Annotated in this window: 14 protein-coding genes and 2 pseudogenes; 11 read left to right on the top strand and 5 right to left on the bottom strand. The window is 41.4% G+C overall.

Going from position 1 to position 14,381, the window contains the following annotated elements; translation table 11 throughout:
• Positions 1-511: 511 nt before the first annotated feature.
• Both Xind_RS25325 and Xind_RS25320 read left to right on the top strand, forming a co-directional pair.
• The gene (locus Xind_RS25325) at positions 512-1,504 is read left to right on the top strand and encodes a hypothetical protein (protein ID WP_246432509.1); all 993 of its coding nucleotides are present in this window, start codon (positions 512-514) and stop codon (positions 1,502-1,504) included.
• Positions 1,505-1,623: 119 nt separating this feature from the next.
• Positions 1,624-2,224: pseudogene (locus tag Xind_RS25320) on the top strand (IS1 family transposase).
• Here Xind_RS25320 and Xind_RS25315 read toward each other — a convergent pair.
• Both Xind_RS25315 and Xind_RS25310 read right to left on the bottom strand, forming a co-directional pair.
• Positions 2,217-2,574 (bottom strand): annotated as a pseudogene (locus tag Xind_RS25315) (Arm DNA-binding domain-containing protein); the annotation flags it as partial. The pseudogenes Xind_RS25320 and Xind_RS25315 sit on opposite strands and share 8 nt — an antisense overlap.
• 187 nt (positions 2,575-2,761) lie before the next feature.
• Complete coding sequence (locus Xind_RS25310) at positions 2,762-3,625, bottom strand: YicC/YloC family endoribonuclease (RefSeq protein WP_047682795.1); 864 nt, start codon at positions 3,623-3,625, stop codon at positions 2,762-2,764.
• A gap of 139 nt (positions 3,626-3,764) precedes the next feature.
• Between Xind_RS25310 and rph the strand changes: the two genes are divergently transcribed.
• Positions 3,765-4,526 carry a ribonuclease PH gene (gene rph / locus Xind_RS25305; RefSeq protein ID WP_047682820.1) on the top strand — a complete coding sequence of 254 codons (762 nt, stop codon included), beginning with the start codon at positions 3,765-3,767 and terminating at the stop codon, positions 4,524-4,526.
• An 84-nt stretch (positions 4,527-4,610) separates the two neighbouring features.
• The gene (gene pyrE / locus Xind_RS25300; RefSeq protein ID WP_047682793.1) at positions 4,611-5,252 is read left to right on the top strand and encodes an orotate phosphoribosyltransferase; all 642 of its coding nucleotides are present in this window, start codon (positions 4,611-4,613) and stop codon (positions 5,250-5,252) included.
• A 269-nt stretch (positions 5,253-5,521) separates the two neighbouring features.
• Here the strand turns inward: pyrE and slmA are convergent, their stop codons facing one another.
• The 3 genes from slmA to coaBC form a co-directional block, all read right to left on the bottom strand.
• Positions 5,522-6,121, bottom strand: a complete 600-nt coding sequence (gene slmA / locus Xind_RS25295) for a nucleoid occlusion factor SlmA (RefSeq protein WP_187650029.1) — start codon at positions 6,119-6,121, stop codon at positions 5,522-5,524.
• Positions 6,122-6,275: 154 nt separating this feature from the next.
• The gene (dut, locus tag Xind_RS25290) at positions 6,276-6,734 is read right to left on the bottom strand and encodes a dUTP diphosphatase (protein WP_047682787.1); all 459 of its coding nucleotides are present in this window, start codon (positions 6,732-6,734) and stop codon (positions 6,276-6,278) included.
• Positions 6,712-7,941, bottom strand: a complete 1,230-nt coding sequence (gene coaBC, locus Xind_RS25285) for a bifunctional phosphopantothenoylcysteine decarboxylase/phosphopantothenate--cysteine ligase CoaBC (RefSeq protein WP_187650028.1) — start codon at positions 7,939-7,941, stop codon at positions 6,712-6,714. The genes dut and coaBC overlap by 23 nt, the downstream gene beginning before the upstream one ends.
• Before the next feature lie 256 nt (positions 7,942-8,197).
• On the opposite strand from coaBC, the gene radC reads away from it, so the two are divergent.
• The 7 genes from radC to Xind_RS25250 all read left to right on the top strand — a co-directional run bounded on the left by radC (position 8,198) and on the right by Xind_RS25250 (position 14,329).
• On the top strand, positions 8,198-8,890 hold the full coding sequence (gene radC / locus Xind_RS25280) for a RadC family protein (RefSeq protein ID WP_047682781.1): 693 nt from the start codon (positions 8,198-8,200) through the stop codon (positions 8,888-8,890).
• A gap of 262 nt (positions 8,891-9,152) precedes the next feature.
• Entirely contained in the window at positions 9,153-9,389 is a 237-nt protein-coding gene (gene rpmB, locus Xind_RS25275; protein ID WP_038239873.1) for a 50S ribosomal protein L28, read from the top strand.
• An 11-nt stretch (positions 9,390-9,400) separates the two neighbouring features.
• Entirely contained in the window at positions 9,401-9,568 is a 168-nt protein-coding gene (rpmG, locus tag Xind_RS25270) for a 50S ribosomal protein L33 (RefSeq protein WP_010847629.1), read from the top strand.
• 165 nt (positions 9,569-9,733) lie between these two features.
• Positions 9,734-10,846, top strand: coding sequence for a glycosyltransferase family 4 protein (locus tag Xind_RS25265; protein ID WP_047682777.1), 1,113 nt, complete (start codon positions 9,734-9,736; stop codon positions 10,844-10,846).
• Between the two features lie 198 nt (positions 10,847-11,044).
• A complete protein-coding gene (locus Xind_RS25260) occupies positions 11,045-12,034 on the top strand; it encodes a glycosyltransferase family 9 protein (protein ID WP_047682774.1) in 990 nt (329 codons plus the stop codon).
• A 16-nt stretch (positions 12,035-12,050) separates the two neighbouring features.
• Positions 12,051-13,157 (top strand): glycosyltransferase family 4 protein, encoded by a 1,107-nt coding sequence (locus Xind_RS25255; protein ID WP_047682772.1) that lies wholly within the window; start codon positions 12,051-12,053, stop codon positions 13,155-13,157.
• Positions 13,154-14,329 carry a glycosyltransferase family 4 protein gene (locus tag Xind_RS25250; RefSeq protein WP_047682770.1) on the top strand — a complete coding sequence of 392 codons (1,176 nt, stop codon included), beginning with the start codon at positions 13,154-13,156 and terminating at the stop codon, positions 14,327-14,329. The genes Xind_RS25255 and Xind_RS25250 overlap by 4 nt, the downstream gene beginning before the upstream one ends.
• Positions 14,330-14,381 lie beyond the last annotated feature (52 nt).

The raw sequence follows: 14,381 nt of genomic DNA, 5'->3' as shown, positions 1-14,381 counted from the left end.
GCCTGTGAACATAAATAAACGGGTTCATCAATACTGGAGAGTATGGGCATGGCTAAATTCAGTTGGTCAATATTTGGTGAGCTGCATGTTTTGATGGCAGGATGACTTAAAATAACAGACGGAGAAATAACAAAATTCATCTTGCTGCGGATTAAAATTATACAATAAGAAGGACCCCCTTCATTTCTTAATGATCGGACCGCACCCCTTATCAAATATGAATGAGATATATTAATTATGTAGCTTATGACGTTATTTTGATATTGGTTTTAACAGTTTCTGTTCTACTAAATAGCTTATATTTGATATGTTATTTTTACTGGTTTAAGTTCAGGTAAAACCTCTTTCTTTTGAGATATTGTGAATCGCTAAGAAACATTATTCAATATTTTTGAATCTAAGCTGACTTTATTTGATAATATATTGATTTATATATTATTTATTCCTGTGTTACCTTGAGTGGTACATTAATTTTATTTGTGTTTGATCGTTCGCGATTTACGCAGTATAAATGAATGCTACTATTATCCAACTGAAATTTGATGGAATTAATATGTCTTTAGATGTTGCTTATTCCTTAGAAATAGAAGATTTTATTGATGCTGATAGAGCTTACGAGTTTTACTGGGCAGGTCTCATTACTAGCAAAAAGGCTTTTATTTGTCCTGGTGAGAATTGCCGGGCCCAAGTAACGTGTGCAAATATCGATGAAGAAACCCAAAAAATGAAGGTTGTTCCACATTTTAGGGTTTATGGCGATCATGATGAAAGTTGTGAGGTTTTTAATAAAGTACCTTTGAAAATAACTGAGCTAATTTTAGAAAAAAATAATACCGAGAAAAAATCAATTGATCTTTCTGTTGTTGATTCTTTTTTACTGGTAAGACCTCCTTCGTATTATGAAGTTAATGATAAAAAAATAGATTTTAAGTTGGAAGATTTGAAAAGAAACATAAAATATAAAAACAAAAACATTTCATATAATCTTAAACAAATTGGTTTTATTGGCAATGTTTATTCTGTTAGAACTATAGTAAGCAGGTTTCTCAGATATTCATCTGATAATACTATTAGTAACAGGTCCATCAATATAAGTGGTATGAATATCCCATATTCTTCATTTTTAAAACTGATTTGGGAGCAAAAGCTTGAGGATTTACCAGAATATGGCTTGATTTATTATGGCTGGGCTTATGTTGATAGACATGAAAAAGGATACAAAATTAAGTTTAAAAAAGGTTTCAAGAATGAATTAGATGAAATTTTGCCTGTTTCTCTTTATATAGGAGACAAATTAATTGAAAAGTATCCTATTAAAAAATTAGTAACAAAAAGGCTTTCATCTATCTCTGCCGAAATTAAGCCGACAGCGTTTGTATTCGTTTATGGTAAACCAAGGATATATAAATCTCCAAAAACATTAAAAGAGTATGTGAATTTTGATTTGTATAACCTTGATATGATTGATGTCAATAAAGAAACTCCCTTACCTAAGAAAAAATAACATAGCAGTTGGTATTTTTAATTAATAATATAAGTTTAAAAATTAACCATCATAATTTGGTAATGCTCCCAATAATTAGATATTATGATAAACTCCCCGCTTTTTATTACGGGTGAGATATGGCTAAAGTGGATGTGGTTTGCCGTTACCGTCACAAAGCGGAAGCGGTGAAAGGACATGGAAAAGGGCGTAATGGGCATCCGCGTTATCACTGCTATGCCTACCAAAACCTTTCAACTGAATTACACCTATCAAGCCTGTAATCCCGGAATGAAAGAGCAGATTGTTGATATAGTAATGAATAACTCTGGTGTTAGAGATACCGCTCGTGTTCTGAAAATTGGCATTAACACGGTCATTCGCACATTAAAAAGCTCACGCCAAGAAACGTAACCACACTGCCGCTGGCGGGAAGTGACATTCAGATTATCTGTGAAATAGACGAGCAATGGGCATTTGTCGGTAGCAAGAAGAATCAGCGCTGGCTCTGGTACGCCTGGGAACCTTGTATGAAACGGATAGTGGCGCATGTGTTTGGTGGTCGCAGCAGGAAAACACCTCACCGGAAAGAAATTTACCCAACGTATCGAGAGAACCAATCTCACCCTCTGTATCCGCCTAAAAAGGCTGAATCGAAAAACGATAGGTTATTCCAAATCCGAAAAGATGCACGATAAAGTGATAGGAACGTTCATTGAAACAGAATACTACTTTTTCTAAACGATCTAACTATTGAGTTCATGACCTTGATAGCGTTCTTTTCAGCCTCAATCTTTGCCAGTGCTTTGGCTTTACTTTCTTGTTTTTCGCTAGCAACGTCATAGCCCAAAGCAACCCGCTCTGATAGCTCTCTGGTAAATTCGTTCTCTTGCTTTTGATAGTGATAGATCAATGTATGAACCTAAAGTTATCACTCTTGGCATACCTGCAAACTTATACCTAAAACGCCATATAGGGTGCTTAAAGGTTTTTCGATAGCATAGATATAGCCCGTTACCGTCCGCTTTCCCTTCGAATCTTTCGCCCGACTTTATCCACGCTCTGATCTCTTTATCTGTGAGCTTAGGCATTGTGCAATCTCCAATGAAAAAAGTAAGGTGTACCCAAAATGATTTTATAAATGTGCTATGGGTACACCTTTGGGTACACGATAGTCATGCGCTATTGTGAATCTTTGTGCAACATTCTGATAGAATAAAAGCCATTAATAACTTGTATTATATGGCTTTTTGATATTTTGTGAGTTTTTATGAAACACTATTCAATATTTTGAATCTGTTCTCTCATCTGCTCAATCAACACTTTTAATTCAATCGCAGAATTAGTCACATCCGCATTAATTGATTTTGATGCCAATGTATTCGATTCGCGGTTAAATTCCTGCATCATAAAATCGAGGCGGCGGCCGACAGCTTCTTTCTTTTTCAGAATATTACGAGTTTCTTTGACATGAGCATCCAAGCGATCCAGCTCTTCTGCCACATCAATACGTTGAGCCAATAAGATCAACTCTTGCTCAAGACGGTTATTTTCCAACTGAATCTGGGCTTCTTCCAACTTGGTTTGTAACCGTTCACGTTGCCATTGCAGGATGGCTGGCATCTGTACACGGACCTTGCTGACTTCCTCAGTTACGGCATCCAAACGTTGTTCAATCAGTGCGTTAAGCGCTTGGCCTTCAGTTTCTCGGCTTTGGATAAAGGCATCCAGCGCCATATCGAGTTCTGCAAGCAATTGTGTGCTGATGGCATCCAGATCTTGTTCTTCGGCAGCCATTACACCCGGCCAGCGCAGAATATCTACAGGGTTAATTTCCCCTTCATTGCTCAGTTGTTTAATCCAGCCTGCTGCTTCAACAAGTTGTTTGGCCAGATTTTCATTAAGAATCAGTGTACCCTGAGCGCGGATATCCAGCTCAAAACGTAGGTTACATTCCACTTTGCCGCGAGTCAGACGGGAACGGATACGCTCACGGATGACTGGTTCCAGACTTCTGAATTGCTCTGGCAGACGAATATAAGTTTCCAGGTAACGTTGATTGACAGAGCGCAATTCCCAGGCTGCATTTCCCCAATCTCCCTTGATATCTCGCCGCGCAAAAGCGGTCATGCTACGGATCATAACTCATTCCCAATTTATAAAATGATGAATGATTATAACGTTCCAGGCAGATGCAGGATAGGCATTCGCCACGTTAGGCCGTATAATGCGCCCCCAATAAAGTATTAACAGCGGAGAGAACACTATGAGCCTGGTAGGAATGCGTCCGGCAGGAAGAGCGGCAGGGCAGGTTCGTCCTATTAAAATAACCCGTCATTACACTAAACACGCAGAAGGTTCTGTGTTGATTGAGTTCGGGGACACCAAAGTGTTATGTAATGCCTCCGTTGAAGAAGGAATTCCACGTTTTTTGAAAGGTCAGGGGCAGGGTTGGATCACGGCAGAATATGGTATGTTGCCACGAGCGACAAATACCCGTAACGCCCGTGAAGCCGCTAAAGGCAAGCAAACTGGTCGTACGATGGAAATTCAGCGTCTGATCGCTCGCTCACTGCGCGCTGCCGTAGATTTGAAAAAACTGGGTGAATATACCATCACGTTAGATTGTGATGTCATTCAGGCAGATGGAGGCACGCGTACCGCCGCTATTTCCGGCGCATGTGTAGCTTTGGTAGATGCGCTGGATAAGCTGGTTGCTAATGGCAAACTGAAAGAAAGCCCGTTGAAATCAATGGTAGCCGCAGTTTCTGTTGGTATCGTTGATGGAGAGGGGCGTTGTGACTTAGAGTATGTAGAAGATTCTGCGGCTGAGACTGATATGAATGTTGTCATGATGGATGATGGACGAATGATTGAAGTTCAGGGCACGGCAGAAGGTGAACCGTTTAGTCATGATGAATTGCTGTCATTACTCTCCCTTGCGAAAGAAGGATTGGCAACTATTTTTGCCGCGCAGCGAGATGCGCTAACGCAATGTTTTCCAAAAGAAGATTCTCTAAAACAAGATGAATTGAAAAAATAAATGGATCAGGCGGCTGAAGAGTCGCCTTTTTTATGTCTGAGATAATGGCGATAAGAATCAAATGATGCACAAGAGGAGAACCCCATGAAAGCCTATCAGCGCGAATTTATTGAACTGGCACTGGAAAAACAGGTGCTGAAATTTGGCGAATTTACGCTGAAATCCGGTCGTCAGAGTCCGTATTTTTTCAACGCAGGGTTATTTAACACCGGACGTGATTTGGCATTGCTTGGCCGTTTTTATGCTGCGGCATTGCAGGATAGCGGTATTCAATGCGATTTGCTATTTGGACCAGCTTATAAAGGTATTCCAATTGCAACTACAACCGCAGTGGCGTTGGCGGAACATCACGATATTGATATGCCTTATTGTTTTAACCGTAAGGAGGTAAAAGATCATGGGGAAGGAGGAACACTGGTTGGCAGCCCATTACAAGGAAGAGTTGTGGTAGTTGATGATGTGATCACAGCAGGAACCGCTATTCGTGAATCAATGGAAATTATCAAACAACATGGTGCAACGTTGTCTGGCGTTATTTTGTGTCTGGATCGTCAGGAGCGTGGACGGGAAACACTTTCGGCTATCCAGGAAGTTGAGCGTGATTATCACTGCAAGGTCTTCTCTATCATTACCTTGAATGATTTGATTACCTATCTGCGTGAAAACCCAGAAATGCAGTCTTATTTAGAGGCGGTGGAAACTTACCGCAGAGAATACGGTATTTGATAGTTCGTTCTGGTTGATTGCTCTGTAAAAATTACAGACTAAAAAAATCCCTCGCCCAATGGTGGGCGGGGTGAGTAGTAGAAATGACATCCCGCAGATAATGTGGAAGGAATGTCATTACTGAGCGATTAGGTAGTCAACTCAGCTAGCCAAAGCATGTTAACACAAATTTATACAAAAAACGTTAGTGAAAAACGCATGTTATTATTTCCATATCCTGTCATGAAAAGATCCCAGAATAAAAAATGTGCGTAACAGGTTTGGGAAATTTATTGTAGTTGGGTCAATATCAAGGGCCAGCGTATTTCAAATTCTTTCGTCGGTCGATAGCGGAACTCAGAGCGAACAAAACGAGAGAGCATGCCTTCACAAAAAGCCAGTAATTGTGATGCTAATATAGTTTCGTCATAACTGAACCCTTGTCCATCCCGTATTTTTTTCTCTTTTAAGATTTGGCGAAGCTGTACTTCAATACGCTCAAACAGTTGGTTGATACGGTTTTGTAATCTGTCTTGTTCAAACATCAGGGCATGGCCTGTCATGATACGGGTTAAACCTGGATTTTTTTCTGCAAAGCCCAAAATGAGGATCAGGATTAACCGAATTCGAGGAATGGTCTCTTTTTCATCTTGCAAAATCAGGTTGATGCGAGAAATTAAAGAGTCTTCAATAAACTCAATCAGGCTATCAAACATCCGGGTTTTGCTTGGAAAATGACGATAAAGTGCAGCTTCAGAAACTCCAACGTTGGCGGCAAGTTTTGCAGTTGTAATACGCTGGCTGCCATCGCTGGATTCAAGCATATGTGCCAGTGCCTGCAAGATTTCTTCACGTCTGTTTTTCTTTTTTGTACGTTCTTTTTCTGCCATGTGTGGTAAACCCCTGCTAAGACAGCAAAACAAATCCAGCGATACCCTTTATCTTCCAAGTCAAGACTTGAAAGATAAAGGGTATACATTTTGCCCATGTTGATGATGGGCAAAAATATAAAAGTTGGTTGACGGTATCAGGCTTTATGGAAAGTTATTGACGACCAGAATGACCAAAACCACCAGCTCCACGTTCTGTGCTCTCAAAATCTTCAACCAAATTAAATTCAGCCTGTACAACGGGCACAAAAACCATTTGGGCAATACGTTCGCCCGGTTCGATGGTGAATGTCTTATCACCACGGTTCCAAACAGAAATCATCAGTTGCCCTTGATAATCAGAGTCGATGAGCCCTACCAGATTACCAAGCACTACACCATGTTTATGACCCAAACCTGAGCGGGGAAGAATGACCGCAGCCAATTGTTCATCCGCGATATGGATAGCAATCCCTGTTGGCAGAAGTTCGGTCTGGCCAGGTGCCAGTTCCACTGCGTTATCCAGACAAGCACGTAAATCTAAGCCCGCAGAACCAGGAGTAGCGTAGGTCGGTAAAGGAAATTCTTGCCCGATGCGGGGATCAAGGATTTTAACGTCGATTTTTTTCATCATAGCGTTTGAATATCTCGTCTAATAAGCGGTGGCTGAGTTGTAATTTATTACTGTGCGGTAAGTTAATGCTGCCATCATGCCAGAACAGATGTAATGCATTAGTATCACTGTTGAAGCCATGTTCAGCCAGAGATACATTATTCGCACAAATCAAGTCCAGATTCTTCTGCTTGAGTTTTACGCGGGCGTATTCTTCCACATTCTGGGTTTCGGCTGCAAATCCAACGACAAAGGGACGATGTTTTTCCATTGCTGCAACATTCGCTACGATGTCAGGATTTTTGACTAATGTATAGGTGATTTCATCACCCTGTTTTTTGATTTTTTCATCTGATATCTGCTTGAAACGGTAATCAGAGACGGCAGCACAGCCGATGAAAATATGTTGTGAAGCTGCGATTGCTTGTACTTGCTCGTGCATTTCCAATGCGCTGGTTACGTCAATACGTTTGACATTTTGAGGCGTAGTCAGATTGACAGGGCCTGCAATCAGTGTGACTTTAGCTCCACGTTCTGCGGCTGCCTGTGCGATGGAGAATCCCATTTTACCGGAGCTATGGTTGGTAATAAAACGGACAGGATCTAAGGCTTCACGAGTTGGCCCGGCTGTAATTGTTATTTGCAGGCCCATTAAATCTTGAATAGGGTTAAAAAGTTGCGTTGCCAGTTCGACAATCGCCATAGGTTCAATCATTCTTCCCGGCCCTACGTCGCCACAGGCTTGGCTTCCCTCATCCGGCCCCCAAATCAACACATTACGTTCTCTCAGTATATTGAGGTTATGTTGGGTGGCTTGTGCACGGTACATTTGCTGGTTCATCGCAGGAACGACCGCCAGGGGGGCTACTGAAGCTAAACAGATAGTTGTGACTAAATCGTTTGCCATACCAATACTTAACCGAGCTAATAGATCTGCCGTCGCAGGAGCGAGAATAATCAAGTCAGCCCATTTTGCCAGCTCAATATGCCCCATCGCCGCTTCTGCTGCCGGGTCTAAAAGATCGTCAGAAACCGGGTAACCTGATACAGCCTGTAATGTCAATGGGGTAATAAAAGCTTCTGCTGCCGGAGTCATCACGACGCGTACCTGAGCACCATAATCACGTAAACGCCGTACTAACTCTGCTGTTTTATAAGCGGCGATACCTCCACTGATGCCGAGCACGATATGCTTACCAGAAAGCCCTTTACCGGAAAGTTCTGCCATTCTGATTGTCCACCTGTAAGTTACAATTACTCAAGATTCTATCATAAGAAAATAGAGTGTTGAGCATATGGCGTTGAGAGCTCTTGTTCTGTCGCTGAGAAATACTAAGTTTGCGAAGCGCTACGCAAACCATACGCACAAGACTGGCGGTGATTTTTTCATCATGGGATATTGATGATGTGGATATTAAAGCCATAGGGTGTCATCTTCATGGCTGTTAGCCAGCCAGCAAAAGATATTTAAGGGAGGAAGTAGAATGGATATCACAATAGTGGAAAAAGACGATGAATTGCATTCAGATCTTGCTCCCCGAGAGAAATTGCTGGCGTATGGTGCGGTTGCTCTGACGGATGCGGAGTTGTTGGCCATATTTTTACGCACAGGGGCTAGAGGTGTGCCTGTTGTAAAAATGGCGGAACATCTGCTGCAATCATTTGGCTCATTATATCACTTGCTTTCTGCCGATTATGCTGATTTTTGTGCGCATAAAGGCATGGGTGTGTGCAAATATGTTCAGTTACAGGCGGTGTCTGAATTGGCAAGGCGTTTTTTCTCCAGCCAATTTATCCATGAAGATGTTATGAGCAGCCCTGCCGCGACTCAACGTTATTTGCAGGATTTATTGTCTTGGCAGGATCGGGAAGTTTTTGTCGTGCTGTTTTTGACAAATCAGAATAAAGTGATTTGTCATGATGAGATGTTCAAGGGAACAATAAACAAAGTTGAAGTCCATCCGCGTGAAATCGTAAGACAGGCGGTTAAAGTTAATGCAGCATCTATTATTCTTGCCCATAATCACCCTTCCGGTAATCCAGAACCTAGTCTGGCAGATAAACTGGTGACAGAAAAAATCATTGATGCGTGTAATTTAGTCGGTGTTAAGGTTTTGGATCATATTGTCATAGGCAAACAATATTGCGTTTCTTTTATGGAAAGAGGTTGGATTTAATACGGTTTTTTCACGAACCGGTCAGATCTTAGTTGTGCGGGACTTGAGCATCAGCGAATGAGGGCGTATACTACGCCACCTTTGAGGATCTTGGGCTTGGCGAGAAGAGCCTATCTCAGTGAGTTTTTGGCTGAGAAAATGTGATTCTTTTCAGTAACGTTCTTTATCAGTAAAGAAAATTTGCTGAGATGGGCTCCTAAGCCTGACGAGGCGGCCATACCCAATACAAAGCTCGAGCTGATTTGATTTTTGGAGAATAGACATGTCCCGAGTCTGCCAAGTTACTGGCAAGCGCCCTGTGAGTGGTAACAACCGCTCTCACGCATTAAATGCGACCAAGCGTCGTTTTCTGCCTAACCTGCACTCTCACCGTTTCTGGGTTGAGTCTGAGAAGCGTTTTGTAACTCTGCGTGTATCTGCTAAAGGTATGCGTGTGATTGACAAAAAGGGTATCGATACAGTTCTTGCTGAACTGCGTGCCCGTGGTGAGAAATACTAAGGAGCTGAAAAATGGCTAAAGGTATTCGCGATAAAATTAAACTGGTTTCTTCTGCTGGTACTGGTCACTTTTATACCACTACGAAGAACAAGCGTACTATGCCTGAAAAACTGGAAATGAAAAAATTTGATCCAGTTGTTCGTCAGCATGTAATGTACAAAGAAGCTAAAATCAAATAATTTTAGTGAATTTAAAAAACCCAGCGAAAGCTGGGTTTTTTATACCTAAAATACACCAATCCCTCCTTAATCTTAAACTTGGTTATCGGTTACCCGTGAACGTAATATGACGTTCAGTTATACTAACGCTTTTTGATATATGAACTGTCAGGCGTGGCTCAGAAAATGACTAGAAAAACCTTGAATATCTTACATACGGAATCGTCGCGTGGTTGGGGAGGGCAAGAGATTCGTATTCTGACGGAATCTCAGGGGATGATGCGTCGTGGGCATCATGTTGTTATCATTTGTTGCCCAACTTCGACACTTTACCGTGAAGCTCACCATTATGGTGTTCCTGTCGTTGCGTTGCCAATTGAAAAAAAACGTCTTTCATGCTTTATGGCAATGCGCCGTTGGTTGAAGGCTGAAGGCCATCGGTTTGATATCATTAACACTCACAGTTCTACTGATTCTTGGCTGGTAGCTGCGGCATGTTCCACATTAAGGGGAATGCCACCAATAGTTCGAACCCGTCATGTTTCCACCAATGTTTCAACCTCCATAGCGACCCGCTGGCTCTATTTGAAATCCTGCCAGCACATTGTGACAACAGGGGAGAAGTTGCGCCAATATCTCCATACGAATAATGGCTATCCGCTATCTCATATGACATCTGTACCGACAGGTATCGACTTGACACGTTTTAAGCCTGAAAATAAACAACTGTGCCGCCAGCGTATTGGAATTGCAGATAAACCGACTCTGGGTATTGTGGCGACAATGAGAACCTGGAAAGGGCATCGTTACCTGTTGGATAGCTGGAAAATACTTCATCAACGCTATCCTGATTGGCAATTACTGTTTGTTGGAGATGGCCCACAACGAAAAAATCTTGAGCCCAGGGTTAAATTAGAAGGACTGACGGATAGTGTCATTTTTCTTGGTAATCGTCAGGATGTTCCGGACTGTTTAAATGCGATGGATATTTTTGCATTGCCTTCGTTTGGAAATGAAGGGGTCCCACAAGGTATCATGCAGGCAATGGCGTGCGGATTACCCGTGGTCTCTACATCAGTGGGCGCTATCTCTGAAGCTGTGATTGATGATGAAACAGGCTATGTTATTGAACCTAAATGTATTGAACAACTAACTGAAAAATTAGATCTGTTAATGAGAAATGCAGATGTACGTTTGCAGATGGGAAATGCTTCATTTAAACGAGCCACACGTTTGTTCAGTATGGATAATATGTTAGATAAAATGGAGTCTATTTTTGTTGTTAGTGATAATCATTAGTGGGAGATCGTATTGTTTTGCTCTCATATTACCATTTTATCTAATATGTGACTAATATACTATAAGTGAAATAGAACAAATGAAATAAAACTCTTGTTTGGCTTTTGTATGGAACAATCTATTCAATATGTCCTAAATAACTTTGATGTATGTTCTCTTGAGTTGGTCTCTGAGTGGATAATTTTATAATTCATTATTATGCAACCTAAAAACATTTTGATTATCAATATTGCACGTTTTGGTGACACGTTACTTGTAACACCGGTAATTCGGGCTTTAAAGTTAAACTGGCCAGAAGCCAATATTGATGTATTGGCGCATAAAAGAACAAAAGAGATCCTTGAGAATATTGATGAAATCAATTCAATAAATGTTTTTTCAAAAGGAAAAGCGAAGTGGGTTAGTTGGTTTTCTCGTCAGAGTTATGATTTGGCATTAGTATATAATCATGATAAACCTTTACTACAATATGCCAGACGAAAAGCAAATCGGGTTGTTTGCTTTTCTGATACATCCCGCAAAACCCCAAATGAATTGCTTATAGAAAAACCCCAAAAACTTATGCAGGCTCAGCAGGAAAGGGCATTGTTAGCTAATGCGTTAGGGATTGAGATTTATGATTGGCGGTTGCAGTATTGTGTGAGTCAAAATGAAGCAGAATATGCGAGTTCTTTTCTCCGGCATTATGGGTTGGAAGATAAACTAAGGATTGGTTTTCAACTACAAAGTTTTCCTGCGAAAGCTTACCGTGATTGGCCTGTAGAATCTTTTTATGAGTTAGCCCAGCGTATTTATGCTCGTTATCCTGCTGCCCACATTTTACTGTTGGGTAGCCAGGATGGGGCGGCAGCGGCAGAAAGATTATCTGAAATGTTGGGAGTACAGAGATGTACATCTCTGGCGGGTAAAACGACGATGCGCCAAAATGCGGCGATTATGAGCCAACTTAATTTGTATGTTGGTGTTGATACCGGGACGACACATTTGGCAGGAGCATTAGGGATCCCAATGGTTGCCATGTACCATAGTTTCCATCCTGGTCGTTTTCTTGCTCCACAACAGCATGCAAAATTGGCTGTGATTGAACATCCAATAGATTATCAACAGGCAACCCGTCAAGATAACATGTCAGACATATCAGTAGAACAAGTCTGGGATTCAGTGAAAAAAATACTAGAAGTTCAATAAAAGGATAATAAAAACGATGAAAATAGGATTTATTGATGTCACCGTTACCATGTCCTATGGTGGTATTCAAACGGCGGTCTGGGAGCTGGCTAAAGCTTTAACAGATGCAGGACATGAGATCCATATTTTCGGCGGAATAGGTGATATCAGGCCTGAGTTGAAGGATCGGAATATCTGTGTGCATACTTTCCCATTTATCCCCAGAGAACGAGTAATCAATATTGGCCGTCGTTTTCAACGTATTGTTGAACGCTACTCATTTGCCCGTCATGCCCGTGAAACAGTGATTGCTGAAAATTTCGACTGGGTAATATTGACTAAGCCTTTTGATTTCTTCTGGCCCAGAATGATGCCAACCAACTCCCATACTAAGTTTTGCTATATGAGTGGGGGAACCAGCTTTTTTAAAGGTGACAGAATATTAGGGAAAAAAATATCGGCATGGGTTGCTTGCAGCCATTTTAATGCTTGGCAGATCCAGCATCATTTCAAACAATTTCCAAATGTTATCTATAATGGTGTAGATGTTGATAAGTTCAAACCTGCCAATTCTGATGTCCGCAGCCGGCTAGGGATTCATGAAAATACGTTTCTACTGACTTTTGCTGGTAGGTTAGTCGGATGGAAAGGCATGAAAATTGCTGTTGATGCGATGGACTTGTTACGTGATAAGGATGTAAAACTGTTAATTATTGGAGCAGGTGAAGAACTGAAACGGCTTGAAAAAAAAGCGGCGGAATTAAAGTTAGGACAATCAATTATTTTTCATCCTCCTGTTGGTCATGATCAGTTACCTGAGTTTTATGCTGCCGGGGATGCAGGGATCTTCCCAAGCATTGGTGATGAAGCATTTGGTATTACTATTGCGGAGGCAATGGCATGTGAGCGACCTGTCATTGCCAGTTATATTGGTGGTATACCTGAAGTGGTAGGAAATGAGAATCAGTCCGGCATTCTGGTGACGCCCGGTGATGCAGAAGCTATTGCTGGAGCTGTTAATCATCTCTTGTCTTTACCAGACAGAGGAAAAGGAATGGGTAAACATGCTCGTCAGAGAATTGAAATGATGTATACCTGGGAGCATTCGGCGGGCCGTTTATTGGATACGATAAAAAAGTCATGAAGATTGCTTATATTGATCCCTATCCTGTACCTGATTTTCGTGTTGCTTCACTGCAAATTTTGCAGAATGTGGATGCTTTTGCCCGTCAGGGTCATCAAGTCAGCCTGATTACACCAGCGGGTCAAAATGGTGTAGAGGAGATCCTTGGTAGAAAGTTGCCAACATCTGTTGCATTGATCGCTTTACGCGATGTGCGCCGTAAGTGGTATTTCCCCATCAATACGCAAAAATTATTTTATTTTCAGGTTTCCCGTTGGTTGCAAGAACATCAGGTCGATGCCATTTTTACTCGTAATATTAAAATGGCAAATTATCTCTTGCATAAGCATCCTGATATTCCACACTTCTTTGAAAGTCATGAAATTTTTTCTCAGTCTTTTAAAGAGTCCCATGACTTGAATAAACGGGCTAATAAGCGCAAATATTCTAGGCTCAGACAAATTGAACAACAGGTTTATCATCGTGCCCGGACTGTTTTTGTTCTGACTTCATTACTACGTGACGATATTTATACAGAATATGGGGTTAAAACCCCGATTATCGTTGCACCTGACGGTGTTGATTTGTTAGCCGTTGAAGCGACAAAGATGACATCTTCGGGCAAGCAATACCAGAAAGGAGAAACAACACAGGTATTGTATTTAGGTAGTTTGCATCGCTGGAAAGGCGTACCTACTGCGATGAAGTCTATGTGTCACCTTAATAATGTTGTATTGAATATTGCTGGTGGAAATAGCACGCAGATTGAACAACTCAAATCTGTAGCTCAACAAATTGGCGTAAGTGATCGGGTTAATTTTCTGGGGTTTGTCCATCCTAAAAACCGTTTCCAAGTCATTGCAGATAATGATATTTGCATCCTGCCATTGACAAAAACCAGTATTGGCAGCCGCTATACTTCCCCTCTTAAACTTTTTGAATATATGGCGATGGGCAAACCCGTTGTTATTTCTGATCTTCCTTCCATTCGTGATGCGGTTGATGAAAACGCGGTCAGCTTTGCAGACAGTGAAAATGCGACAAGTTTCGCACAACAGATTCAACTACTGATTGATAACCCGACTGAAATAATGGCTAAAGCAGAACACTCTCAGAGATTAGTCGCGGAGCAATTTAATTGGGATCAACGGGCAAAGTTGATTATGCAAGTGATAGAAAAAAATCTGTTTTGATAAATGAAAGTCAAATAATGGGACACCAGCCCGTCTCATTTATTGGATATGG

This window comes from Xenorhabdus indica (assembly GCF_014467235.1).
Taxonomy (GTDB): domain Bacteria; phylum Pseudomonadota; class Gammaproteobacteria; order Enterobacterales; family Enterobacteriaceae; genus Xenorhabdus; species Xenorhabdus indica.
The sequence above is the reverse complement of the archived record's forward strand: the minus strand, read 5'-3'. Positions and strand labels throughout refer to the sequence as shown.